Consider the following 23,367-nt stretch of genomic DNA (forward strand, 5'->3'; position numbering starts at 1 on the left):
TAAGTTAGGAAAAATGATTTTATATGTATAAGAGATTCTGTATCCGGTCATAATAATATTAACAACATCATTCGAGGATGTTGTTGCCAACCGCGGAGAAGACTTACGTTTCCCCATAAGTTCTTCCTCCGGTTTCTCCTCTCCCTTTACCTTCAATCCTCAATAAGGATATAGAAGGACCCTGCATTCAGTTGCAGGGCTTTTTTTATTCGCAAAAAAAGACGCCACTACAAGAAAACCATCGTACATACATATGAATCGTGTTAGATGATGACTCTATACCTACGGCTTCCTTTTTGTTTCGTCCTTTAAATCCCCATCTTATAGTCATATTCTTTTGCTTTATCTGGCTTAGAATTTTCATATTCGATTTTAAGAAAAGGTTTGTAAGAAGGCTCTACTTTTTTTACGAATGAGAATGTATTTAACTTTGCTGTCAATTCCTCAATGTCAACTTGATTACAATAAAGGACCGCATACTTTAACCTTTTTGAAACATAATGGACATTTCCAAATCTTCTTAACATTTTAGCTTGTTTAACTGAATTCAACCAAACAATTAATCCTTGTCGTTGACTTAACATTACATTTCCCCTCTAATTTATTCTTTTTTCAGTTTACCATAAAGTAGGAAACCTGTTCAATATACCAAGCAAAACAAACTTAGGGATTTCTTCAAATGAAGAAATCCCTTCCAGTTTCACGCAGAACAGCCACAGCCACCACCTGAGCCACAACCTCCGCCACAACTTGTGCTTTCAAAAAATGGATTGCCAGTAGGAACTTTTATTTGTTGAGACACAGAATGACCAACGATCACACTAATTTCATCGAGTAAACTTTGTATTTCGGTTTCTATCCTTCTAAATTGTGCGATGTTTTCATCTAAGTCCATCTCTCGTTTTATATCACGGACTTTTTTCATGATAGCACTATAATCTGGATGATACTTTCCAAACCGCTGAACGTCTTCGTATTGCTCTTTAACTTTGACAAAATTACGAATCTTATCCTGTGTTTCTCGATTAGTCTTTATTTTATATATACACCGGAAATATTTCTCTGCAATTTCCGATTGCAAAATCATGTTTGAAATTTCTTCTGCCTTATCCAAAATCAACACTCTTTCAATTGTAGCAAGCATTCGCTCACCTCCACATCATATTTTAACATGAAATGGATTAAATGAAAAATTTGCAGATAAATATATAGCTCTATTTGATTTTTACATTAAATTCCTTAGAAACGGTAGCTTTCACTGATAGTTCGGTTTGTAAAACTAACTTAATATGATGGTTCCCAGGCTTTAATCCTTTTATAATAAAGGCTGCCTGATTAACCTCTTCTCTTTTTATCCCATCGATATAAACGATAATTTTAGCTTCTTTTTCCCGAAAAGAAGTTCCCTCTACGATACACTCGATGAAAAGATCTTTATCTTTAATATGATGTTTCACAAAAAAAGAATTCTCTTTGTTATCCTGTTCTTCAAAACTTGAAGCGGCTGCTTGTATTTCTCCATATAAAGAAAAGTTTTGATTCGTTTGAGGTGGTTCCGGCTTATCACTTTGACAGGCACCCATTATAAATAAAAGGGGAAAAAAGATCGGAATCAATTTCTTTTTCATCGTAACCGCTCCTTACACTTTCCACAAAAGTGTTTTGATTTGTTGTCATTCGTGACTTGCTCTTATTGTTTACATAAGAGTACATTTTTCATGCATGTGTAAACAAATAAGAAAAAGCCTTCTCTATGTATAGAGAAAGCTTTTTCAAGACTGTTCGTTCATGACTTTAAACATACTAACCATCATTGAAGCCATTTGAACTCCTTGAGAGAATTTTTCAACTTGATGTGGAATCGTTTTTTGATAATAATGAAGAGCCGCAATTTCCAAATTCCGTAACTGACTAGGGTCTCTCCCTAGTTTTCGGTACCAAATTGGTTGTTCATGTAGAAAGTCCATTAATTCTTTGTTTTTTTGTAAGTAAAGGTAAACATCTTTCCTCATTTACTAATCCCCCTAATCCTTTCTAAAGAAAAAGGGATGGTTAGGTTTTTCTTGCGGTTTGCCTGAGGTTGTTGGTTTTCCTGTTTGAAATTGGGCTAGTACTCCTTGAATCGTATGAAGAGCTTGACTTAAATGACCCACATAATGTTGTATTTGCCCGGGGTCCATCTTTTTCATGGATCCCAAAATGTTATTAACCCAATCCACTTTTACATTTTCAGTATCAGTTGCTAAATTCTCGGACAGCAAGTTTTCCCATCTCACATCCTCTTCACCTAATAAATACCAATCCTCATATAACTCTTGTAAGGTTGCATTACCGTTTTTTACTTCATCTAGTATTTTGGGATGGGCTGTAACAAACTTTTTAAATTCTTCTACCGATGGATGAAGCTTTTGATTTGTCATATCGATCACCCCGAACCTTCAACTGTTGCCTATATTACGATATGACATAAAAGAAAATTGGTGAATGACTATAATAACTATTGCACTTCCTCTAAATCATTAGGAGAAAACTTTTGAACTAAATATTCGCTATAAATACCAATACCGGTTTCGCGGAAATTTTCACTTAATATATTCTGTCTATGAACTGCGCTGTTAAACCAACTTTCAACAATCGCAGGTGCATCTAGTTCAGGAATTGCAACATTTTCGCCATCTAAAAAATAGATAAACATTTGTTGATCTTTCATTGGACTTATTTGTTCATGTTGGTATTCCTTATCTATAGATTGTTGATCCTCTTTATGTAGTTCAACACTTCTTTCAAACGCGCTTTTAGAAAGACGCTCATCCCATTTTAATGATCTCATTCGATATCGATCCCTTAATACATTTGTTAAATCAAATATTTGTTTTTGGAGCGCCTTACCTAAGGCACGATCCAGCTCATACTTTTCCATAGGAGTCTCGATATATTCTTCGCGATAATCAAATGGTTTAAGTTTGATTAATGTTGGCGCATCCATAGCACGAATGCTAGAAAGAGTACCTGTAAATTTATCAATGTATAATTGCACATAAAAATGTTCTAACTTAATGATTGGTCGTATATTAACATCCTCTTCTGAGAGCTCAAAGAGATACTCTTGTCCTTCATATTTAAGCTGAATATCAGATGGAATAAAGTAACTGGAATAAATATCCGCTACTGATTGTCCAATCTTAAAAGGCTTTATATTTAACCTCTCACCCATAACAAAAAAGGTAACCACTTTATCATTCTCTATTCCAATTTGTACATATTTTTTATTATTATCATTATAAATCCACCAATGATAACCAAATGAAGATGGGTCAATCCGATTCGGATCTCCAAACTGATCTTTAACCTTGGATGAATCTTCTCCGATTAATTTAAAGAGCCCCTCAATCTTGATTCGTTCACTCATTTCTTGTTCTGACGGTGTATTGAGTGTTTTATTTTCCAAGTCTATACCATTTTGTCCACTATCGCTTTGTTCTTTTTCAAATATACTATAGACCATACCTATGATAAATAAAATTAAAATAATTGCTAAAATACGTATAAGAGTTCTCAGAGGTTTACCTCCTCTCACAAAAACATAAGTTTACCCAATTATTTTTATCAGGCTTAACCGACAATAAGACCCACCCTTCGTAATTTTACATGAATTAAAAAAAGATGAGTCGGAGACCAACTGCCCTTAAAGTTCCGAAATAATGAACACAGATTAAATACGCCTTCAGCAACGGCTGTGAAACCTCCTGGCCTCAACTTGCCATCAATCTTGATAAAAGTTTCACTTTATTTATTATATTATAACATTACTTTTATATAGAATAATTTTAATTTATTCTAATTAAGATAAAAGAAAAAAGGCACTATAAGCGCCTTATCTTTATTGTATAAAATTTTCTCTTTCTGAAATGTCAGAAAGTGCTCTTCCTGCTTGTTCATCCGTCCGTTCTTCAATAGCAAAGTCTCCAAGACTAACCATTCCGATTAGTTTTTCTCCATCGACAACAGGTAAACGTCGAATTTGATGTTCTGCCATTAATTGTAATGCTTCTTTTGTTGTCATATCAGCTTTTGCTGTAATTAATTTGTCACTCATAATTTTTTCTACTTTTGTTGAGCCAGGATTCTTTTCAGCTACCCCTCTTACCGCAATATCCCGATCCGTGATCATTCCAACAAGTTTATCTTCATCGACGATCGGAATTGCCCCGACATTTAACTCTTTCATTTTTACTGCTACTTCAAACATATTGTCAAGTAAAGAACAACTTTCAACATCTTTAGTCATCATTTCACGGACAAGTTTCACTTTAAGCGCCTCCTGTATATCGATTCGTATTTCATTATCATTACAATAAAAGTGGTAGTAGCCACTAATGAATAAGATTTACCAAAACAGAAGGATTTATACAAAAATTACATTTTCCGTTACAATAGATTGAAACTTTTTACTTTTTCTACTATTATTAATATTAATTAGGTTGAATGTTCCGAAAATTAACAACCGACGATTACTGTTATATGGAGGTATTAAAATGAAGTTGGATCATACAGGAATTGACACTGTTAAAACAGATTTGAATTTATTAGATGACACAATGAAAGAATATGGATTAGAAAGAGGAGAACATTGGGATTACGAAAGAGTTACTTATGATCGAAAGTTCGAAATAAATGAAGGTGTTTATTACTTAAGAATTTTCGGGGTTGCTACAGAAGGAGATGTTGGGGCTAATAAAGCGACAATTCAACTATTAACACCGTTACTCGGAAAACATTATTATCCGCATGGTGTTGAATATGGACAAGATGAGGTTTTTCCCGACGACTTAGTAAAACAATGTGAAAAAATTTTAAAAAATGTGAAGTCGCAACTTGATGAATTCCTACCCACAAAATAAAAATAAGAAAAGGCACAGGTTAAACTGGCCTTTTCTTATTTTATATAATCATGGTCTAAATTCATCTTACGTAATATTCCACCACTTTTATATATCGATTAAAACCCTAGAATCGCTTTAATTACAGATGTCGTTTCCCCACCTGGATAAAGCACATATAACAATAAGAAGACTAATACTCCAGTGATGGCGGTGAAAAACCAAATAATGCTTGTAACTGGTCCCAACTTTCGATGTTTGACAAGGTTGTTTTTCCAACCTGTAATCAATGTAATAATCCCCAACACTGCACCTATGGTTGCTAATGTGATATGAAAGATTAAGAAAATCGTATAATATATCTTCATGTCGTCTGGACCGCCAAAAGAAGTGTTTCCTATAAAAATGGTTCTACTTGCATAAATGATAAAAAATATGATAGCAAAAAGAGCCGCAAAGAACATCGCTTTTTTATGGGCTTCTATCTTCCTCTTTTTAATTAAATACCATCCAATTGCTACCATAATTGCACTTAAAACAATAAACGTGGTACTAATCGTTGGTAATACAGGCAATGTATTTTCCATTGTTGCATCCTCTCAGTTCCTATTATTCTATTATTATTTTAGTTTACTATGTATTATTTATCAATAATATTCTAACTTTGTTCACAATTTGTTCTGATTTAATTAAATTGATTGTGATTAAATTAGTTGACAATATTTATAATATAAAAAACCACTCTATATAGAGCGATTTTTTCTTCCTACTATTCAACTGCTTGTGGATTGTACATAGCAGCTCTTTGTTCTTCAGATTCTTTTTGATCGTTCTTATACCATTCTAAAAATACACGGGATAATACATAACCGTATACAATTTCTTGAATAATCTTCATCAAAACCCCACCAAGTTGTTGATCATGGATTAAGGACAGGGATGTAAACATCTCTGGACCACTTAAATCTAATGATGCCAACAAAGAAGCTGGTACGCATAAAGCTAGAGACTTTGCCCATAAATCCGGATTTGAATACGTGGCGTACATCGGACTATCATTAAATATTATTAACGCACATGCAGGCAAAATAAGAGCACTATTTGCAAAAATATAGGCAACCTTTTTTAAACCGGTGAGACTCCGATAAATTTCAACTTTATTGACGATAGGCCACCACATGACAAATGCAAAAAGCATGAGCATGCCTGTATAAATTTCATGAAGAAGCACATTGGTTTTTATTACATCAAAAACAATAGGAATATGGTAGATAGAAAGTGTTGCCGTAAAAAGTACGATTGCAAAAAGAGGTTTTGTTAAAAGACCAAATATCTTTTTAAACAATAATTTTGACCACAGTGTTTTCCAGATCCATTCTGGAATGGCAAGTATCATAATCGGAGGGATAATAAATAATAAAATGGACATTTGAACCATATGGGCGTAAAACATTAAATGCCCCATTAAATCAAGAGGTCCCCCTTTGACAAAATAAAACAAACACATTGATAATATAAATAAACTAATTTGCGACTTCGTTAGTGGGTTACTATCCTTAAAAATATGCCTGTATTTTATAGTTATCAGAAAATAGCTCACGGTTAATAATCCGATTGTTATCAATAAGTAAGGACTCCATAAAGCTCTAAATCCAAATATTTCAAGTGACATCTTATTCACCTCATTTTCTCTACATTGACAAAAGGAAATCAGTGCAAACTGATTTCCTTTTTTTACTTTATTACCACCAAATAATTGTTAAAAAAGCTAAAACAGTTAAAAAAGCTACAAAAATGCCACCATACATAAATGTTGCAACCATCCCATGCCCTTTATGACTCATATGCATAAAGTAATATAATTGATAGGCTACCTGAATAAACGCTAGTAACAGAATAAACGGGATTGTAAACCAACTGCTGAAACCATCATAAGCAACAGCTACAAATGCAACTAATGTAAGGAAAATCATCAATGCAAAGGTGATCACTTGGTGCTTCATTTCCTCTGCACTTTTCTTGAGTCGATAGTTGACGCTCTTACTGGAATTAACTGAGTTTGATTTATGATTATTCATCAGATCATCCCACCATTCCCATTAAATATACGACTGTAAAAATAAACACCCAGACAACATCAATAAAGTGCCAATAGAGACTTGCTACATAAAACTTTGGAGCATTGTATAAATTTAAACCGCGTTTTGCATTGCGAACCATTAAGGTAATAATCCACCCCAGCCCAAATGCCACGTGTACACCGTGAAATCCAGTCAATGTATAAAAGGCGGAACCAAAAGCACTGCTTGTGAATGTATGTCCATATTCATGAATATAGTGATTAAATTCATAAATTTCAAGTGCCAAAAACGATCCACCTAAAAGAACTGTCACACCTAACCAAATCATCATCTTCTTAAAGTTATAGTTTTTCATATGATACATCGCATATACACTAGTTAGTGAACTCGTTAAAAGTATCATTGTTGTTGCTAAAACTAGTGGCATTTCGTATAAATCTTTGGCGAGTGCATGATCAGCACTCGGTACTTTGTCTTTTAAAGCAAGATAGGTAGCAAATAAAGTGGCAAATAGAGCTGTTTCTCCACCTAAAAATAGCCAAAAACCAAGAAATTTATTTTTTGCTTCTAATGTTTGTCTTTCAGGTGACTCAGGCCATGTTTCTACAGTAAATCTCTCTTGTATTTCCATTATGCCTTCACCCCTTTATCATCATCTTCCATTAAATCTTCCTTATGAATATGATATCCATGATCATCCTTAACCGACCGGAAGATCATCGCTCCAAAGGTAATGACTAAACCTAATATAAATACAACAACAGCCCATTTATTAGCCCACACATCCCCAGTGCCCAAGTCAATCTGATACATCGCTCCAAATGCAGCTATAAATAATCCTAGTGAGATAATGAACGGCGTAAAAGATGAATTCGGCATATGAATATCTCCAAGTGGTTCTGCAGGAGTTAAGCTTTTCTTTCCATCCATCTTTTCAATCCAATAAGCATCTAAACCGCGTACAAGTGGCGTTTGTTTAAAATTATAATATGGTGGTGGCGAAGGTATCGCCCACTCCAGTGTACGACCATCTTCCCAAGGGTCATTTCCGACTCTCTCATTTTTTACAGAAGTAATAATCACATTGATTATTAACACAATTACTCCTATAGCCATGAAAAAAGCACCTATAGTACTAATGAAGTTCCCTGTCTCCCACCCTTGATTTGGAAGGTAGGTAAACACTCGTCTTGGCATTCCCCATAACCCTAAGAAGTGTTGAATAAAGAAGGTTAAATGGAAGCCGATTAAAAAGAACCAAAAGGTTACTTTCCCTAATTTTTCACTTAACATGGTTCCAAACATTTTAGGCCAATAGAAATGAGTTGCGGCTATTAACGAAAAGACAACTCCACCAACAATAACATAGTGGAAATGAGCAACGATAAAATAACTATCATGGTATTGGTAGTCTGCTGGAGCGACTGCTTGCATAACCCCTGTAACTCCTCCCATGACAAAGGAAGGGATAAACGCTACTGCCCATAACATTGGTGTTGTAAATTTAATGCTCCCACCCCACATAGTAAACAACCAGTTAAAAATTTTAATTCCAGTCGGAACCGCAATTGCCATGGTTGCAACTGCAAAGATTGCATTCGCGACAGGACCTAAGCCTGTTGTATACATATGGTGAGCCCAAACCATAAATCCAAAGAATCCGATTAACATGGTTGCAAAAACCATCGAAGAATAACCGAATAGTCTTTTTCTTGAGAAGGTTGAAAAAATTTCAGAGAAAGTTCCAAACGCTGGTAAAATTAAAATATATACTTCAGGGTGACCGAAAATCCAGAAAATATGTTCATAAATAATCGTATTCCCGCCACCAGCCACATTGAAAAAGTTAGCCCCAAATAAGCGATCGAATGTTAATAAAAATAGACCTATCGCCAGAGGCGTAAAAGCAAATAAAATCAGAGTAGATGAAACAAATGTTGTCCAGGTAAACAACGGCATCCTCATGAAGGTCATACCTGGGGCCCTCATATTAATAATTGTTACGAGAAAATTAATTCCGGATATTAAGGTACCAAATCCAGCGATTTGCAATCCTAATGTATAAAAGTCAATCCCGTGCCCTGGAGATTCAAGAGACAATGATGCATATGAAGTCCAACCTGCATCAGGAGCTCCACCTAAAAACCAAGATAGATTTAGAAAAATCCCGCCAAACAGGAATAACCAAAAACCAAGTGCATTTAAAAATGGAAAAGCAACATCCCTTGCCCCAATTTGCAAAGGCATTATAGCATTCATAAACGCAAATAATAGTGGTGTTGCTGCTAAAAAGATCATCGTTGTTCCATGCATCGTTAACAATTCATTGAAAAATCCTGCACTGACAAAATTGCTGTCTGGTTTTAGAAGTTGAATACGAATAATCATCGCTTCAATTCCACCAAGAACAAAGAACAGTGCACCTGCAACAAAATAAAGGTGAGCAATTTTTTTATGGTCGACTGTTGTTAAGTAGTCCCATAAAAATGCTCCTACTCCCCTTTTCTCCGCATAGGTACTCAACGTAACTACCTCCCCTTTACACAATCGTCCAATTATTCTTGAACCTTTAATCCCATTAAATACTCTGTTAAAGCATCTAATTCCTCTTCTGTTAAGTTTCCATACGTGCCAGTCATTTTATTACCTGGTTTAATCGCCTCTGGGTCACGGAGCCATTTTTTCAGATTTTCCTCATCATGCTCTAAAAATCCGGCAATGGTTTCACGCTCTCCAAAGTTACTCAAATTTGGTGCCATTCTAGCTGCTTCTGGTGTTGCATTTGACGGTGTTACCGCATGACATCCGATACAACTATTATTATAAATTTCTTGACCTTGAAGAGCTAATGGTGTTGTTGCCTCTTCAGGTTCTGTCACAGCCTGCATATCAGCAACCCACCCATCAAATTCAGCTCTTGAAACTGCTTTAACTTTAAAGTCCATTAATGCATGTGACGGTCCACAAAGTTCAGCACATTTACCATAAAAGATATTTCCAGCTTCCTGTGCCTTCTGACTATCAAATGTCAACCAGAACTTATTAATATTGTCGGTATTGGTATCCATTTTACCGCCAACAGAAGGAATCCAAAAGGAGTGTTTGACATCAGATGCTATTAAATTAAAGTAAACCTTTTCATCGGTGGGAACGACTAGATCCTGACTAGTAACGATTTCTTGATTCGGGTACTCAAACTCCCACCAATATAAATTAGCTCGTACATTGACAACTAACGCATCTGAATCCTCTTTATCCATTTCAGCTGTATCAGCTAAGTTAAATGTCGCCGCAACAGTTGGAACGGCAAGAATCACTAATAAAAGAATTGGTATTGAAGTCCAAATAATTTCTAGCTTATGACTCCCTTCTACTTGCTTTGGTATTTTGTCATCTTTCCTTCTAAACTTAAATAGAACATACATGAATATGATGACAACTACTATAATAACTCCAACCATGATTGCCGTACTTAACAGCATTAAATCTAATTGTTTTTTTGCCACTTCACCGGCTGGCTGTAATGCAGAAATATGAGGTTCACCACAACCGGATAGAACAAACGCTAGTGCCACTAACAGTGGATAAAGATGCCACTTTAAACGTTTCTTCATATTTTATTCATTCCCCTCTTTCTCTAAAGATTTTAAATATTTAATAAGGCAAAAAAATATAGTTAAACCCTTTCTCCATTTTTATGTTGGAGAAAGAGCTTTCTACTATGTGTAGAGAAGGGCATCCAAAGAAACTTCATATTATGTATAAAACTTAAGTTGCAAACCCTATTTAATCAACTTGTACGCTATGTCTTTTATCTATTGATGATCAAATAAGTGTAAATATGACCATGGCGACAAACAAAATCGTTAAATATTGTAGGGAATAAATGAACATCAATCTCGCCCATTTCAAGTCATCTTTAAACTTATTTCCATATATTCCTGCAACAATCCAGCCAATATTAAGAATTGTTGCTAATACAACAAACGGAATTCCTAATTGTGACATAAAAAACGGAAATGGTAACAAGTGCAATGACCCATAAGAAGATATGTCTTTTTGTTGTTGCAAATCCTTTTACAACCGGTAACATTGGAATTCCAGCTGTCCGATATTCCTCAACTCTTCTCATTGCCAATGCATAAAAATGTGGAGGTTGCCAAGCAAACATAATTAAGAATAACATCCACGCGATAATATCAAGCGTTGGGTCAACTGCTGCCCAACCAATCAATGGAGGAACAGCACCAGAGAGACTGCCAATGACTGTATTTGAAACATGCTGCCTTTTTGACCACATGGAGTATACTACGACATACGAAAGTACCCCAATGATTCCGATAATAAAAGCGGTTAAAGTTGTTAAAGCCAAAAAGAATAAACCAATACTGACAAATATAATTCCAATCAGCGCTACCTTAGAAGGGCTAATTTTGCCTGTTACAGTAGGTCTTGTCTTTGTTCTTTCCATTAAATAATCAATATCACGATCAATATAATTATTTAAGCTGCAAGAACCAGCCATAATCAAAGCAGAACCAATCAAAGTATAAAAAACCGTATCTAAGGAGGCAAAGAATCCCTTATTTGAAAAATAAATAGCAAGCCATATTCCGGTAAAAGTTGTAATTAAGTTTGAATTAACAATTCCTATTTTAATTAATGCTAGAAAATCTTTCCACGCCGTTGTTTCAGGGACATTGGCTTTTAAATTATTAGAAATAGACCTTGGGCTAGACATATCATTTCCCCCTTACTCAGACTTTAGCTTCTAATCTATTAATATAAAGTGTCGGAACTTTAAAAAAATTAAATATTATGTATTCCCTCAGTATATTAAATCACATTTTTAACGGTTTTTGTGAACTTTTTTTGAATCTCTCGAGAAAAATATGTGTCTGAGAAGTTATTTTGCTTTCATTCCTGTTGCTTTAGTGCCATAATATAGAAAATTATCAAACTTTGCAAAATATTTAATTATTATCCCTTACTATATTTCTAACAAACTCTGATTTAAGTTTCAACCTTTTTAACTGTCTTAATAGTAAATAATTAGTTTCCTATAAATAAATGATTGTAAAAACAACTAAATGTAGAAAACTTAGTATAATCGAATTATAATATTATTTTGTATAATTAGTTTATACTGTTAATTAATGTATTACGATAGCAATAAATAAGAACTTCATTTAAGTAGGTGAATCTTTTGCGTGCACTCAAATGGTTTTCGGTATTAACAACAATTGGTATGCTATTCATTTTATTAGGCGGAGCATTAGTAACAAAAACAGATTCTGGTATGGGATGCGGACAGTCCTGGCCGTTATGTAATGGACAATTGATTCCTGATGAAATATCCTCTGAATTAGTCATTGAACTTGCTCATCGCGTTGTTTCAGGATCAGTAGGTATTATGGTCATTATTTTATCGATAGCAGCGTGGAAATCAATTGGTCATATTCGCGAAACAAAGTTTTTAGCAGTTAATTCAATCTTTTTTCTCGTCCTCCAAGGTTTAATTGGAGCTGCAGCGGTTGTATGGGGGCAATCAGATTTTGTTTTAGCCGTCCATTTTGGCATTTCCCTAATTTCCTTTTCCACCGTTTTACTACTAACGTTCCTTATCTTTGAAGTAGACAAAAAGTTTGAGGCCGAAAAACTAATCCTTGATAAACGAATGCAGAAACATATCATCGGTGTTACCATATATAGCTTTATCGTTGTATATACCGGGGCACTAGTTCGACATGTGAATGCAAGTCTCGTTTGTAAAGACTGGCCACTTTGTTCAAATGATCAAATTACACTGCCCACCAATATGTATGAATGGATTCAAATGGGACATCGGGCTGCAGCCGGGTTGATCTTTATATGGATTGGCTATATTACCTTTTTAGCGATTAAAAATTATCGTCACCAAAAAGTGATGTACTGGGGCTGGATCATAGCTTTTATTTTAGTATTTTTACAAGTAATTGCAGGTGCCTTCATCATCTATTTGAGAGGAAACTTATTTGTCGCCTTATTCCATGCTTTCTTTATATCCTGTTTATTTGGACTGTTAAGTTATTTCCTGTTATTTTGTTACCGAAGTTCAATTCATTCGAACAAAAAGAAACCTTCAAATCCGTTATCATCTACACTGTAAGAAAAATAGAGATACAGCAAACACTGTATCTCTATTTTTCTTATTTATTTAGTTCGATGAGAAGGTCTCCTGTTTGGATCGCTTCACCGCTTTGAGCAAAAACATCCTTAACTACACCAGAGAACGGAGCTTGTACAGTGGTTTCCATTTTCATGGCTTCTGTAATCATTAAGTGATCTCCTTTTTCAACCTTTTCCCCTTTTTCAACAAGCACCTTAACAACTGTACCTAGCATTGTTGCAGAGATGTGGTTAGGATTCTTTGGATCCCCTTTAACCTTTGTTTGAACAGTCGCTTTAACGCTCTCATCCTTAATAAGGACTTCACGAGGTTGACCATTTAATTCAAAGTAAAGAATTCTGTTCCCGTCTGTTCGTGGTTCTCCAACAGATATCAGTTTAACAATTAACGTTTTACCTGTTTCAATCTCTACTTCAATTTCTTCCCCTAAACGAAGCCCGTAGAAGAATGTTGGAGTATCTAATACAGAAACATCTCCGAATTGTTGGACCGTATTATTATATTCCAAAAACACTTTTGGATATAATGCATAGGCTAAGGCATCAAAATCAGTCACTTGTCTGCCTAATTCTTGATGCAATTCTGCCTTTAACTCATCAAAATCTACAGCTTCGAGTAACTCTCCAGGTCGAACAGTAATCGGTTCCTTGCCTTTTAAGACTACCTTCTGTAAGTCTTGCGGCCAACCACCTTGTGGCTGTCCAAGGTATCCCATAAGTAATTCAATAACAGAATCTGGGAAATCAATTGTTTCACCTTTTGTTAATACATCATCTTCTGTTAAGTTATTTTGAACCATAAATAATGCCATATCCCCAACAACTTTAGAAGATGGAGTTACTTTAACAATGTCTCCAAACAATCTGTTCACTCTTGAATACATTTCTTTTACTTTGTCCCATTCATCCCCTAGGCCAACAGCTTTTGCTTGTTGTTGTAAGTTGCTGTATTGTCCACCTGGCATTTCATGTTGATATACTTCTGGCATTGGAGCATTCATACCTGATTCGAAGTCTTGATAATATTTGCGAACATCTTCCCAATAATGAGATAGACGATCAAGATCTTGAATATGAACAGAAGGCTGACGCTCAGAACCTTGAAGCGCATAAAATAATGTGTTCGCACTTGGTTGCGATGTATGACCTGCCATTGAACTTACCGCAACGTCAACAATATCTACACCAGCTTCAATTGCTTTCGCATACGTATAAATTCCATTTCCACTTGTATCATGTGTATGAAGGTGGATTGGAATATCAATTGTTTCTTTTAGCTCAGAAATTAATCGATAAGCTGACTCTGGTTTCAATAAACCAGCCATATCTTTAATCGCAAGAATGTGTGCACCTTGTGCCTCTAATTCCTTTGCAATGTTTTTATAATAATTAATATCATACTTTGGTCTAGACGGATCTAGTATATCACCAGTGTAACATACAGCTGCCTCAGCGATTTTCCCTGTTTGTCTTACAGCATCTATCGCTACCTCCATGCCTTTAACCCAGTTTAAACTGTCAAAAATACGGAACACATCAATTCCTGCATGAGCTGATTTCTCAACAAATTCTCGGATAACATTATCTGGATAGTTTTTATATCCGACCGCATTAGCTGACCTTAATAACATTTGGAACATTACATTTGGAATTTTTTCTCTTAATGTAATTAAACGATCCCATGGATCCTCTTTCAAGAAACGATAAGCAACATCAAATGTAGCTCCTCCCCACATCTCTAAGGAGAATAGATCTGGAAGAAGTTTTGCTGTCGGTTCAGCAATTTGAGCAAAGTCATTTGTTCTTACCCTTGTTGCCAGTAACGATTGATGTGCATCACGGAAAGTTGTATCCGTAAGTAATACTTGATTCTGGTTTTTAACCCATTGAACAAGTCCATCTGCACCTTGTTGATCTAAAATTTGTTTCGTTCCATTTTTCAATTCAACATTAGAAGGAACTTTTGGAACTCTTGGTATATCGAAAACAGGTCTTTTTCTTTTTTCAATTCCAGGGAAACCATTGATTGTTACATTTCCAATATAATTAAGCAGTTTTGTTCCACGGTCTTTCCGTTGTGGGAAAAGGAACAATTCTGGTGTTTCATCAATAAATGATGTGTCATATTCCCCTGTGCGGAACTTTTCATGTCCAACCACATTAATTAAGAATGGAATATTCGTTTTAATCCCTCTAATACGGAATTCTTGTAAATTTCGGATCATTTTTGATGCAGCTTGTTCAAATGTATGCGCATGTGTTGTGACCTTCACAAGTAATGAATCATAGAAAGATGTAATAACAGATCCTTGGAAAGCATTTCCTGCGTCTAAACGTACTCCGAATCCTCCACCAGATCGGTAAGCATTTATTCTTCCAGTGTCCGGCATAAAATTATTTAGTGGATCCTCTGTTGTTACACGAGATTGGATCGCAAAACCACTTGTCCGAATGTCTTCTTGACGTGGGATATCAATTTCACTGCCAAATAGCTCATAACCCTCGGCTATAAGGATTTGTGTTTGAACGATATCAATTCCTGTGATCATCTCTGTGATTGTATGTTCTACTTGAACTCGAGGATTTACTTCAATGAAGTAGAACTCACCATCAGCAACTAAAAACTCGACTGTTCCGGCATTCAAATAGTTCACATTTTTCATTAAACTAACTGCTGCCTCACAAATGTCCATTCTTAATTGAAGCGGTAACGAAACGCTTGGAGCAATTTCAACCACTTTTTGATGACGTCGTTGAATTGAACAATCCCTCTCATATAGATGAACAATATTTCCGTGAGAATCTCCAAAAATCTGTACTTCAATATGCTTTGGTTTATTAATATATTTCTCTACATATACCTCGTCACTACCAAATGCTGCTTTAGCCTCTGATTTTGCCCGATCGTATGCTTCTGATACTTCACTAACCTCATTAACTATTCTCATTCCACGGCCACCGCCGCCTAGTGAAGCCTTAATGATAATTGGATACCCATATTTTTCACCAAAACTTTTAACTTCTTCTAAGCTTTGAACAGGTCCATCACTTCCAGGTATAACAGGAATATTCGCCTTTATCGCTTGTTCTCTTGCTTTTACCTTATCACCAAACATATCAAGATGCCCGGATTTCGGACCAATAAAAACAATTCCTTCTTCTTCACATCTTCTAGCAAAGTGAATATTTTCTGATAAAAATCCATATCCTGGATGAATCGCGTCTACATCGCTGTTTTTAGCAATTTCAATGATCCCTTCAATATCTAGATAGGCATCAATCGGTTTTTTACCTTCCCCAACAAGGTAAGCCTCATCTGCTTTATAACGATGCAAAGAGCTTGAATCCTCTTTTGAATAAATTGCAACAGTGCGAATATTTAATTCGGTACAAGCCCTGAAAACTCTTATTGCAATTTCACCCCGATTTGCAACTAACACTTTGTTAATGCGTCTGGTCACATATAACACCCCATCTTTACTATATATTTTGGCTTGGCTTCATTAACCTCACACATAATAAAACACTAAATCATTCACTCTATATTGTTAACCTTGTGATGAATATCATGTATTAATGAAACCTATATTAAAAAGTGAGGGAATAAATCCCTACACTTATTTACGGAAGATATACTTTTTAGTTATGAATGACCTTGATTCAACGGGCCGTTCTTTACTATCTTTTCCTTTATAATTTTGCTCATAATTCACAAACATAGAAATATTCACTAATATCCCCATGGAGATGCACAGCTGTAATAAAGAGGAACCACCATAACTAACAAATGGTAATGGGACACCTGTTAAAGGAATAACTCCTGAGATGCCGCCTAAGTTGATAAAGGACTGAATCCCAATCATAGAAGAAATTCCTATCGCTAGTAAACTTCCAAATGGATCCTTACATCTAATTCCAATCAATATTCCACGCAATACAATGTAACTAAGACAAAGCAGGACAAATGTCACACCAAATATTCCTAACTCTTCAGCTATAACAGCCATGATAAAGTCGGTGTGTGACTCAGGCAAATAACCTAGCTTTTGAACACTTTGTCCAAGCCCTAGCCCTTTAATGCCACCTGTTCCTAGCGCAATATAAGAATTAGCCAATTGCCATCCAAACCCTTGTTCATCTAAAAATGGATCTTGAAACGCTGAAATTCGACCTAATCTTACAGATGAAAACAACTGATCCTTTACTAAAAGAATGAAGGGAATGGATATCATTAACCCAAATCCACCTAGTTTAAATATATTTCGGTAGCTCATACCAGAAGATAGAATTATCGTACTAGCAATCAAAAATATGATCGCAGCTGTTCCCACATCCGGTTGAATCGCTACAAAAACAAGAACAAGCGCTAAATAAACGAGAGGCGGTACAACCCCTTTATTAAACTCATTAATATAGGTTTGTTTTTTAGCATAAACAGCAGATAAATATATGATAACACATAATTTGACAAATTCCGATGGCTGGAGACTTGAAGCGCCAACTTTAAACCAGCTTAAAGCATTACCTGACACATGACCAAAAACGAATAATCCGCCTAGACCAACGAGAGATAAAATTACCATCGGAATAAGAACTTTATTGCTTTTTAAAATCTTATACGGAACAAACGCAATAAAGATAAACGCGAACATTGAGAGGATGATATGAAGCTTTTGTCTTTGAAAAAAATAATCACTCTCATAATTATAACGTTGGACAGCCCAGACCATACTAGCGCTATACACCATGACCAGACCAAAAATTATCAGCATCACCATTACAATAATTATCGAATAATCATATGACTTTAATATTTTTTTAAACATCGATCGATCCCTCATCTAACTTATTATGAATGCATGAATCTATAATACTATCATTCAACTAGTAGAGAGAAGCATGGTGGTAAAACATATTTTTTATATCATACTAGTTAATAAAACTTGGCGCAATATGTAAAATAAAATTTATCCGACGAATTTGCGTTCGGATTTTATCACGCTTCCAATGTGAACAAACTAGAACGTCCGATCTTTCGGCAAGTTCACTCGGTTAATTACTCAAAAAATCCGAGACATTCGCTGAAGACATAATTTCTGTCAGCAAGATTCGATACAAAAGCATTTGCTGAAAAAAATTAATCTTAATCATATAGAAAGATCATACATTCATCAACCCATAGATAAAAAAACTCAAACAAAAACACTAGATTGTTTGAGTTTTTAGGTTTATTTTTTTAGTATCGACTGATGTAAAAGCAGTAATTCCTTTTCCAAGTCATTTAAAAGTTTTTTACCTTCAACTTCATCCATAAGACCTAATCTCACAGCAAAGTCAATTTCACGTGAAAGTCCAAACATCTGTGTATCTAATACATCTTCATAGAGTGGACATTGTGGCATAGTCAGATTGTCCATCTGAACTTTAATAAGTTGAAGAATTTTCTCTGCATCTGACTTTAACAATGAACTTGCTCTTTCTTTATAGTCAAGAGTCGTTTCAGAAGTCAAAATCGTCCCCTCCAAATCCGATCAAATATCCGTTCTAATAAATTTTATCCTTTCTATATAAAAAAAGCAAGATATTCGTCTATTTCACCAGAATTCTCTCCTATGAAAGTTATAGATGATTGAAGTATAATATATTGACAGAAATAATCCAGCACGAATTTATACACACCAAAGATTAAATTATAAGGAGGCCATTATGGAGAATATCATTGCAATAAAAGGAAAAGTTAAATTTCCAATAACAATTGATCCCAGCGTATGGATTTTTGATGACCGTAAAGCTGAACTACATACTTTTTTCGAAGAAACAACGACAGAACAAAATCAACTTGAAGAATATACGAAATCAATTTCTAAGCATTGGGATCGTGAAATTACCGAAGGAGCTACGATTCCACAACAAGGAAAAACCGTTAAGAAAAAAGGGGTCAAGGAATCTTTATTAACAGGCACCTTCGGAATCCCATTTCTTCCCTTTTTACAAAACTCCGAACCATATGACGATGCAAAGTTCATTAAGGTCCATTCAAGCGATCAGGATTATTTGATTCCAATCGATAAAGCTAAGGACCTAGTTTTTTGTTTCTCCACGAATGGTAAACCATTAAAAGAGGATGGTCCCATTTATATTTATTTCAAAGATGGAAGCAACAGAAATAAGCCAATTAAAAATGTTCAAAGTTTTGACATTCAATAGTTCCGTACGAAAAGGAGAAAAAGTGACTACTTTTTCTCCTTTTCTTATTATTCCTACAATAAATCGGCCGCAAGCTGAGCTAGACCCGACCTTTCCCCTTTTACTAACTTTACATGACCTGCAATATTCTGATCCTTAAACTTCTCGACCACGTATGTAAGGCCGTTATTATATGCATCTAAATAGGGGTGATCAATTTGTTCAGGATCCCCCATCAACACAATTTTACTTCCTTCTCCAACCCTCGTTAAAATCGTCTTGACTTCATGTTTTGTTAAATTTTGTGCTTCATCGATAATAATATATTGATCTGGTATGCTTCTTCCACGAATATAAGTAAGAGCCTCAACTTCAATTGAACCCATCCCCGCCAATATCGCTTCGAGTTCCCCTGGTTTTTTTGTATTAAATAAAAACTCTAGATTATCAAAAATCGGCTGCATCCATGGTCGTAATTTCTCCTGTTTTTCACCTGGCAAATAACCCAAATCTTTTCCTACCGGAACAATCGGTCTCGCTACTAATAATTTTTTGTAGTCACCTAAATCCTCTGTCTGCATTAACCCTGCTGCAAGGGCCAGTAATGTTTTACCTGTACCAGCTTTTCCAATTAAAGTAACGAGTGGGACTTCATTACGCAACAATAATTCTACAGCCATTGTTTGTTGAACATTTCTTGGCTTAATTCCCCAAATATGATCATGATCAAAAACTAATTTTTTCAACTTTTGTCCATGTTGATCAACGATTCCAATCGCTGAAGAAGAGGAGCCAAGTGCATCCTTTAAAAGAACGAATTGATTTGGGTAGAAAGGATGATTAGCTATATCGGATAATAACAATTCTCCTTTTTCGTAAAAGCGACTTAATAATTCAGTACTAATAAAAATATTGAGAAATCCAGTGTAAATATGATCATTTTCTATGACACGATCACTAAGAAAATCTTCTGATAATAATCCAATCGCATCCGCTTTAACCCTAACAAGTGCATCTTTACTCACCAAGATTACTTGTTTTCCATTTTCCTTTGTTTCTTCTTCTAATGAAAGGTTTTTCGCTACTGCTAAAATACGATTATCATTTGTTTTTTCAATAAAAACTTCCTGTAATTGCTGAAAGGATCGGTGATTTAATTCAATGCGAAGATCACCGCCATTTTCCAGAGGAATTCCTTCATGTAATCTGCCTGTTTTTCGCATTCCATCAATTATTCTAGCAACCTGTCTCGCATTTCTTCCGATTTCATCCATGTATCTTTTTTTTGAATCTATTTCTTCAAGAACAACTGCTGGAATAATCACTTCATTCTCTTCAAACGAATAAATTGCATATGGATCTTGCAATAACACATTGGTATCTAACACGTATATTTTACTCAAACTGATGCCTCCTGCTCCTATGTGTTTTATTTGCTGTGATGCGTTCTCTTTTCCCCTAAAGAAATACATACGCAGAGTTGTACAATTCTCCGATTTAGAGCCCAATAAATGAGGTTTTTTTCAGGTTGTCACACCCCTTCATTTTATGTGCTAACTATAGATAGTTTTAACCTTGGTAAAATATATGTTTTTTCGCATAAAGATAGAAGATATTTCGCACAATATCTAATAATGATTTTAACTTTTATAGTAAATAGCCTCTTCGTTACAAATGAAAAATAAGGAGATGTTCCACATGAAAGTATATTTAGTGGTCGTTATTAGTTTATTTGTTTTATTTGGTTGTACAGGAAAAAATGAAGAAACAGCGAGGAATCATAACAATCAAAATACGTTCAATGTGAAAAATAGTACAATTCAACATGTTGATAAACAAACCGGCCAACAAGTGTCAAAACACCTAACCGACTTGGCAACTAGTATTCCAAAAGTAAATGATGCAACAGCTGTAGTTTTAGGTAATTATGCCATTGTTGGAATTGATGTTAATAAAGACTTAGATCGTTCTGAGGTTGGATCCATCAAGTATTCTGTAGCTGAAAGTTTAAAAAAAGATCCGCATGGGGCTAGTGCCATTGTCGTAGCAGACCCAGATATAAATGCTCGTTTAAAAGAGATTGGAGAAGATATCAGAAAAGGTGAACCAATCGAAGGTATTATGAATGAGTTATCCGATATTGCCGGACGGTTAATACCCGAAATCCCAGCAGATTTAGAAGATCCGAAGCAAAATGCCCCAACCGAGGTACCAAAAAAGACATTAAATCAGTCTGATAGACAAAATCTAGAAAGACAACAACAAGAACAATCTAATCATTATAAACAGTAAAGTCTAATCCCTATAAAAAAAGCTTAAGTCATAAAACTTAAGCTTTTTTTAACGCTTCCATGACTTGTTGGTCTAACTTTTTTGCCGCTTCTAAGTCATAGGTTTTACTATATTTAGGAACAGTAGTCATTTTTGCCCCGTAAAACATGACATCCTTTACTTCTTTTACATTCAATTGAATTAAGGATAGATTTAAAGAAATATCTTTGATTTGATCTTGTATGATAAGCGCCTCACTAGTGATTGAATATGTTGATTCAAGGGCAACTACGTTTAATACAACTTTAAAATTACTTTTAATATTTTTAACAATTTGAGATCGATGATTAACCGCAATAAATACAGTGTGTGGATCTTTTGCATACAACCAAGAAATGGCACTTACATACGGACTTCCTGATTCATGGTCAATGGTAGATAACAAGGCAAAGCGTTCACTTTGTAATGACTGTAATAATGGTAATGTTAATTCAGGTTCAATTAGGTTCGCCATGAAAAATCCTCCTTTTCATTATAATCATATAATTAAAACCGTATCCTTTCAACGATAGACAAAAACAGATATCAAAAAAAGTCGAAACATATAAAAAGATATTATATAATGGAAATAATAGCATATATAATATCTTTTATTATAAAGATGAACATAATTTTTGAATAATTAGACCTGAGGTGCTTTTGCATGAGAGTTAAATGCGTGATCTGCGATAAAATAGAGAATATTAAAGACGATAGTTATCTGGCAAAACGATTACGGAATCGACCGATTCATACGTATATGTGCCAACCTTGTTCAGATCGAATTACTGCTAGAACCCAAGAGAGAGTTGAGACTGGAAATTTTCATCTATATAGGAGTAAACAGCAAAAAGATGATTGGGAATAAGTGAACCTTCCTTCAGTGGCGTTTTTTTCCATCCCCTCGTTGATGGAAAGTCCAGGCCTACAGCTTGCTGGGCACATACGTTTCCGCAGGCGTATTAAGTTTTGTTTATTATTTTAAAGCTTTACGGGAAGCTATCCCCCCTATCTTGAATTTTTGTACTTAGAAGACAGGGACACTGCCTGTTAATCCTAATAAAACGTAACACGGGTAAAGACCCTAGGTTTATATCACCTTTAGGGTCTTTGCGTCTTTATTTGGGGTAAATTTTATACCTATCAGGGTTTTCGTTTATTTGGTTTAACATGACTTCAATCAACTCTCTCGGAAACCGGACTTGACTGTCTTTTTCAGCATGAGTATATGTAATGTAATAAAAATCCTCGTCATGATTGATTATCATATTGGCAATCCCATGTTCTTGTTGTAATAAATTGCGAAACATCTCTTCTGTCTCACTAGCGGCAATATCTTCTGGTCGATCATCAAAAACGACTTTAATGGTTAACCAGTTATAGAGACTGTCTTGAATCGATTTCATAGTGTTTTCCCCTCATTTGCATTTTTATGTCGATGCAGACGAATCTTGTAAATAATTAATATAAGTGCTGCAACAACAAGTCCCTCTGTAATCGGTAGAAAAATACCTAAAAAACTCAAAAACGTACATCCTAAAATTAAAAATACATATATAAGAATCGATTTTAGCAAGGGAAGTTTTTGGGAAAAGCCTAGTTTATATACGAGGATACATAATAATAAAATTGTAATATATAAAAGCCACATACCTAAATCTGAATTAACATCTACTTTATAAAGAGCCGCAAAAAAAGACAATCTTTCGGTAACATCTAACACTTGTCAACCCTCCCTCACC

Annotated in this window: 25 protein-coding genes and 1 pseudogene; 5 read left to right on the top strand and 21 right to left on the bottom strand. The window is 35.0% G+C overall.

What is annotated here, in order from left to right:
• Window positions 1-308 precede the first annotated feature (308 nt).
• The 7 genes from R4Z10_RS14085 to R4Z10_RS14115 form a co-directional block, all read right to left on the bottom strand.
• A complete protein-coding gene (locus R4Z10_RS14085; protein WP_338469932.1) occupies window positions 309-584 on the bottom strand; it encodes a YlbG family protein in 276 nt (91 codons plus the stop codon).
• 116 nt (window positions 585-700) lie between these two features.
• On the bottom strand, window positions 701-1,144 hold the full coding sequence (locus R4Z10_RS14090) for a YlbF family regulator (protein WP_338469933.1): 444 nt from the start codon (window positions 1,142-1,144) through the stop codon (window positions 701-703).
• Between the two features lie 70 nt (window positions 1,145-1,214).
• Window positions 1,215-1,628 (bottom strand): hypothetical protein, encoded by a 414-nt coding sequence (locus R4Z10_RS14095; RefSeq protein WP_338469934.1) that lies wholly within the window; start codon window positions 1,626-1,628, stop codon window positions 1,215-1,217.
• A 144-nt stretch (window positions 1,629-1,772) separates the two neighbouring features.
• Entirely contained in the window at window positions 1,773-2,012 is a 240-nt protein-coding gene (locus R4Z10_RS14100) for a YlbE-like family protein (protein ID WP_338469935.1), read from the bottom strand.
• Between the two features lie 12 nt (window positions 2,013-2,024).
• Window positions 2,025-2,420, bottom strand: a complete 396-nt coding sequence (locus R4Z10_RS14105; RefSeq protein ID WP_338469936.1) for a YlbD family protein — start codon at window positions 2,418-2,420, stop codon at window positions 2,025-2,027.
• Between the two features lie 77 nt (window positions 2,421-2,497).
• Entirely contained in the window at window positions 2,498-3,577 is a 1,080-nt protein-coding gene (locus R4Z10_RS14110; protein WP_338469937.1) for a CAP-associated domain-containing protein, read from the bottom strand.
• 303 nt (window positions 3,578-3,880) lie between these two features.
• Window positions 3,881-4,309 carry a CBS domain-containing protein gene (locus R4Z10_RS14115; protein WP_338469938.1) on the bottom strand — a complete coding sequence of 143 codons (429 nt, stop codon included), beginning with the start codon at window positions 4,307-4,309 and terminating at the stop codon, window positions 3,881-3,883.
• 226 nt (window positions 4,310-4,535) lie between these two features.
• On the opposite strand from R4Z10_RS14115, the gene R4Z10_RS14120 reads away from it, so the two are divergent.
• Entirely contained in the window at window positions 4,536-4,901 is a 366-nt protein-coding gene (locus tag R4Z10_RS14120; protein ID WP_338469939.1) for a YugN family protein, read from the top strand.
• 98 nt (window positions 4,902-4,999) lie between these two features.
• On the opposite strand, the gene R4Z10_RS14125 is transcribed toward R4Z10_RS14120, so the two are convergent.
• The 7 genes and pseudogenes from R4Z10_RS14125 to cyoE form a co-directional block, all read right to left on the bottom strand.
• The gene (locus R4Z10_RS14125; RefSeq protein ID WP_338469940.1) at window positions 5,000-5,467 is read right to left on the bottom strand and encodes a DUF420 domain-containing protein; all 468 of its coding nucleotides are present in this window, start codon (window positions 5,465-5,467) and stop codon (window positions 5,000-5,002) included.
• A gap of 182 nt (window positions 5,468-5,649) precedes the next feature.
• Window positions 5,650-6,552 (bottom strand): cytochrome c oxidase assembly factor CtaG, encoded by a 903-nt coding sequence (gene ctaG, locus R4Z10_RS14130; protein ID WP_338469941.1) that lies wholly within the window; start codon window positions 6,550-6,552, stop codon window positions 5,650-5,652.
• A gap of 70 nt (window positions 6,553-6,622) precedes the next feature.
• On the bottom strand, window positions 6,623-6,958 hold the full coding sequence (gene ctaF, locus R4Z10_RS14135) for a cytochrome c oxidase subunit IVB (RefSeq protein ID WP_338469942.1): 336 nt from the start codon (window positions 6,956-6,958) through the stop codon (window positions 6,623-6,625).
• Window positions 6,959-6,962: 4 nt separating this feature from the next.
• Window positions 6,963-7,592, bottom strand: coding sequence for a cytochrome (ubi)quinol oxidase subunit III (locus R4Z10_RS14140; RefSeq protein WP_338469943.1), 630 nt, complete (start codon window positions 7,590-7,592; stop codon window positions 6,963-6,965).
• Window positions 7,592-9,484 carry a cytochrome c oxidase subunit I gene (gene ctaD / locus R4Z10_RS14145; RefSeq protein ID WP_338469944.1) on the bottom strand — a complete coding sequence of 631 codons (1,893 nt, stop codon included), beginning with the start codon at window positions 9,482-9,484 and terminating at the stop codon, window positions 7,592-7,594. Before ctaD ends, R4Z10_RS14140 begins: the two co-directional genes overlap by 1 nt.
• Before the next feature lie 32 nt (window positions 9,485-9,516).
• Window positions 9,517-10,575: a cytochrome c oxidase subunit II gene (coxB, locus tag R4Z10_RS14150; protein WP_338469945.1), complete on the bottom strand. Its 1,059-nt coding sequence runs from the start codon at window positions 10,573-10,575 to the stop codon at window positions 9,517-9,519.
• A 211-nt stretch (window positions 10,576-10,786) separates the two neighbouring features.
• A pseudogene (cyoE, locus tag R4Z10_RS14155) lies at window positions 10,787-11,702 on the bottom strand (heme o synthase).
• A 456-nt stretch (window positions 11,703-12,158) separates the two neighbouring features.
• Between cyoE and R4Z10_RS14160 the strand changes: the two are divergent.
• Entirely contained in the window at window positions 12,159-13,109 is a 951-nt protein-coding gene (locus R4Z10_RS14160; protein WP_338469946.1) for a heme A synthase, read from the top strand.
• A gap of 40 nt (window positions 13,110-13,149) precedes the next feature.
• On the opposite strand, the gene pyc is transcribed toward R4Z10_RS14160, so the two are convergent.
• The 3 genes from pyc to R4Z10_RS14175 form a co-directional block, all read right to left on the bottom strand.
• A complete protein-coding gene (gene pyc, locus R4Z10_RS14165; RefSeq protein ID WP_338469947.1) occupies window positions 13,150-16,590 on the bottom strand; it encodes a pyruvate carboxylase in 3,441 nt (1,146 codons plus the stop codon).
• Window positions 16,591-16,746: 156 nt separating this feature from the next.
• Complete coding sequence (locus R4Z10_RS14170; RefSeq protein ID WP_338469948.1) at window positions 16,747-17,955, bottom strand: FtsW/RodA/SpoVE family cell cycle protein; 1,209 nt, start codon at window positions 17,953-17,955, stop codon at window positions 16,747-16,749.
• Between the two features lie 402 nt (window positions 17,956-18,357).
• Entirely contained in the window at window positions 18,358-18,639 is a 282-nt protein-coding gene (locus R4Z10_RS14175; protein ID WP_338469949.1) for a YlaN family protein, read from the bottom strand.
• A gap of 196 nt (window positions 18,640-18,835) precedes the next feature.
• On the opposite strand from R4Z10_RS14175, the gene R4Z10_RS14180 reads away from it, so the two are divergent.
• A complete protein-coding gene (locus tag R4Z10_RS14180; protein WP_338469950.1) occupies window positions 18,836-19,336 on the top strand; it encodes a peptidyl-prolyl cis-trans isomerase in 501 nt (166 codons plus the stop codon).
• A gap of 53 nt (window positions 19,337-19,389) precedes the next feature.
• Here R4Z10_RS14180 and R4Z10_RS14185 read toward each other — a convergent pair whose 3' ends face one another.
• Window positions 19,390-20,718 (bottom strand): PhoH family protein, encoded by a 1,329-nt coding sequence (locus R4Z10_RS14185; RefSeq protein WP_338469951.1) that lies wholly within the window; start codon window positions 20,716-20,718, stop codon window positions 19,390-19,392.
• A 295-nt stretch (window positions 20,719-21,013) separates the two neighbouring features.
• On the opposite strand from R4Z10_RS14185, the gene R4Z10_RS14190 reads away from it, so the two are divergent.
• Window positions 21,014-21,607, top strand: a complete 594-nt coding sequence (locus R4Z10_RS14190; protein ID WP_338469952.1) for a YhcN/YlaJ family sporulation lipoprotein — start codon at window positions 21,014-21,016, stop codon at window positions 21,605-21,607.
• 37 nt (window positions 21,608-21,644) lie between these two features.
• Here R4Z10_RS14190 and R4Z10_RS14195 read toward each other — a convergent pair whose 3' ends face one another.
• Window positions 21,645-22,100, bottom strand: coding sequence for a pyridoxamine 5'-phosphate oxidase family protein (locus R4Z10_RS14195; RefSeq protein ID WP_338469953.1), 456 nt, complete (start codon window positions 22,098-22,100; stop codon window positions 21,645-21,647).
• A 189-nt stretch (window positions 22,101-22,289) separates the two neighbouring features.
• On the opposite strand from R4Z10_RS14195, the gene R4Z10_RS14200 reads away from it, so the two are divergent.
• Complete coding sequence (locus R4Z10_RS14200; protein ID WP_338469954.1) at window positions 22,290-22,493, top strand: YlaI family protein; 204 nt, start codon at window positions 22,290-22,292, stop codon at window positions 22,491-22,493.
• Window positions 22,494-22,743: 250 nt separating this feature from the next.
• Here R4Z10_RS14200 and R4Z10_RS14205 read toward each other — a convergent pair whose 3' ends face one another.
• Window positions 22,744-23,031, bottom strand: coding sequence for a hypothetical protein (locus R4Z10_RS14205; protein WP_338469955.1), 288 nt, complete (start codon window positions 23,029-23,031; stop codon window positions 22,744-22,746).
• Window positions 23,028-23,348 carry a YlaH-like family protein gene (locus tag R4Z10_RS14210; protein ID WP_338469956.1) on the bottom strand — a complete coding sequence of 107 codons (321 nt, stop codon included), beginning with the start codon at window positions 23,346-23,348 and terminating at the stop codon, window positions 23,028-23,030. The genes R4Z10_RS14205 and R4Z10_RS14210 overlap by 4 nt, the downstream gene beginning before the upstream one ends.
• Between the last annotated feature and the right edge of the window lie 19 nt (window positions 23,349-23,367).

The sequence above is a fragment of the Niallia sp. XMNu-256 genome, from assembly GCF_036670015.1.
Taxonomy (GTDB): Bacteria; Bacillota; Bacilli; order Bacillales; family Cytobacillaceae; genus Bacillus_BD.

Bases quoted from the DNA above. Each gene is read 5' to 3' on its own strand.
- R4Z10_RS14085 (WP_338469932.1), bottom strand. From the start codon at position 584: ATGTTAAGTCAACGACAAGGATTAATTGTTTGGTTGAATTCAGTTAAA.
- R4Z10_RS14090 (WP_338469933.1), bottom strand. From the start codon at position 1,144: ATGCTTGCTACAATTGAAAGAGTGTTGATTTTGGATAAGGCAGAAGAA.
- R4Z10_RS14095 (WP_338469934.1), bottom strand. From the start codon at position 1,628: ATGAAAAAGAAATTGATTCCGATCTTTTTTCCCCTTTTATTTATAATG.
- R4Z10_RS14100 (WP_338469935.1), bottom strand. From the start codon at position 2,012: ATGAGGAAAGATGTTTACCTTTACTTACAAAAAAACAAAGAATTAATG.
- R4Z10_RS14105 (WP_338469936.1), bottom strand. From the start codon at position 2,420: ATGACAAATCAAAAGCTTCATCCATCGGTAGAAGAATTTAAAAAGTTT.
- R4Z10_RS14120 (WP_338469939.1), top strand. From the start codon at position 4,536: ATGAAGTTGGATCATACAGGAATTGACACTGTTAAAACAGATTTGAAT.
- R4Z10_RS14125 (WP_338469940.1), bottom strand. From the start codon at position 5,467: ATGGAAAATACATTGCCTGTATTACCAACGATTAGTACCACGTTTATT.
- ctaG (WP_338469941.1), bottom strand. From the start codon at position 6,552: ATGTCACTTGAAATATTTGGATTTAGAGCTTTATGGAGTCCTTACTTA.
- ctaF (WP_338469942.1), bottom strand. From the start codon at position 6,958: ATGAATAATCATAAATCAAACTCAGTTAATTCCAGTAAGAGCGTCAAC.
- R4Z10_RS14140 (WP_338469943.1), bottom strand. From the start codon at position 7,592: ATGGAAATACAAGAGAGATTTACTGTAGAAACATGGCCTGAGTCACCT.
- coxB (WP_338469945.1), bottom strand. From the start codon at position 10,575: ATGAAGAAACGTTTAAAGTGGCATCTTTATCCACTGTTAGTGGCACTA.
- R4Z10_RS14170 (WP_338469948.1), bottom strand. From the start codon at position 17,955: ATGTTTAAAAAAATATTAAAGTCATATGATTATTCGATAATTATTGTA.
- R4Z10_RS14180 (WP_338469950.1), top strand. From the start codon at position 18,836: ATGGAGAATATCATTGCAATAAAAGGAAAAGTTAAATTTCCAATAACA.
- R4Z10_RS14190 (WP_338469952.1), top strand. From the start codon at position 21,014: ATGAAAGTATATTTAGTGGTCGTTATTAGTTTATTTGTTTTATTTGGT.
- R4Z10_RS14195 (WP_338469953.1), bottom strand. From the start codon at position 22,100: ATGGCGAACCTAATTGAACCTGAATTAACATTACCATTATTACAGTCA.
- R4Z10_RS14200 (WP_338469954.1), top strand. From the start codon at position 22,290: ATGAGAGTTAAATGCGTGATCTGCGATAAAATAGAGAATATTAAAGAC.
- R4Z10_RS14205 (WP_338469955.1), bottom strand. From the start codon at position 23,031: ATGAAATCGATTCAAGACAGTCTCTATAACTGGTTAACCATTAAAGTC.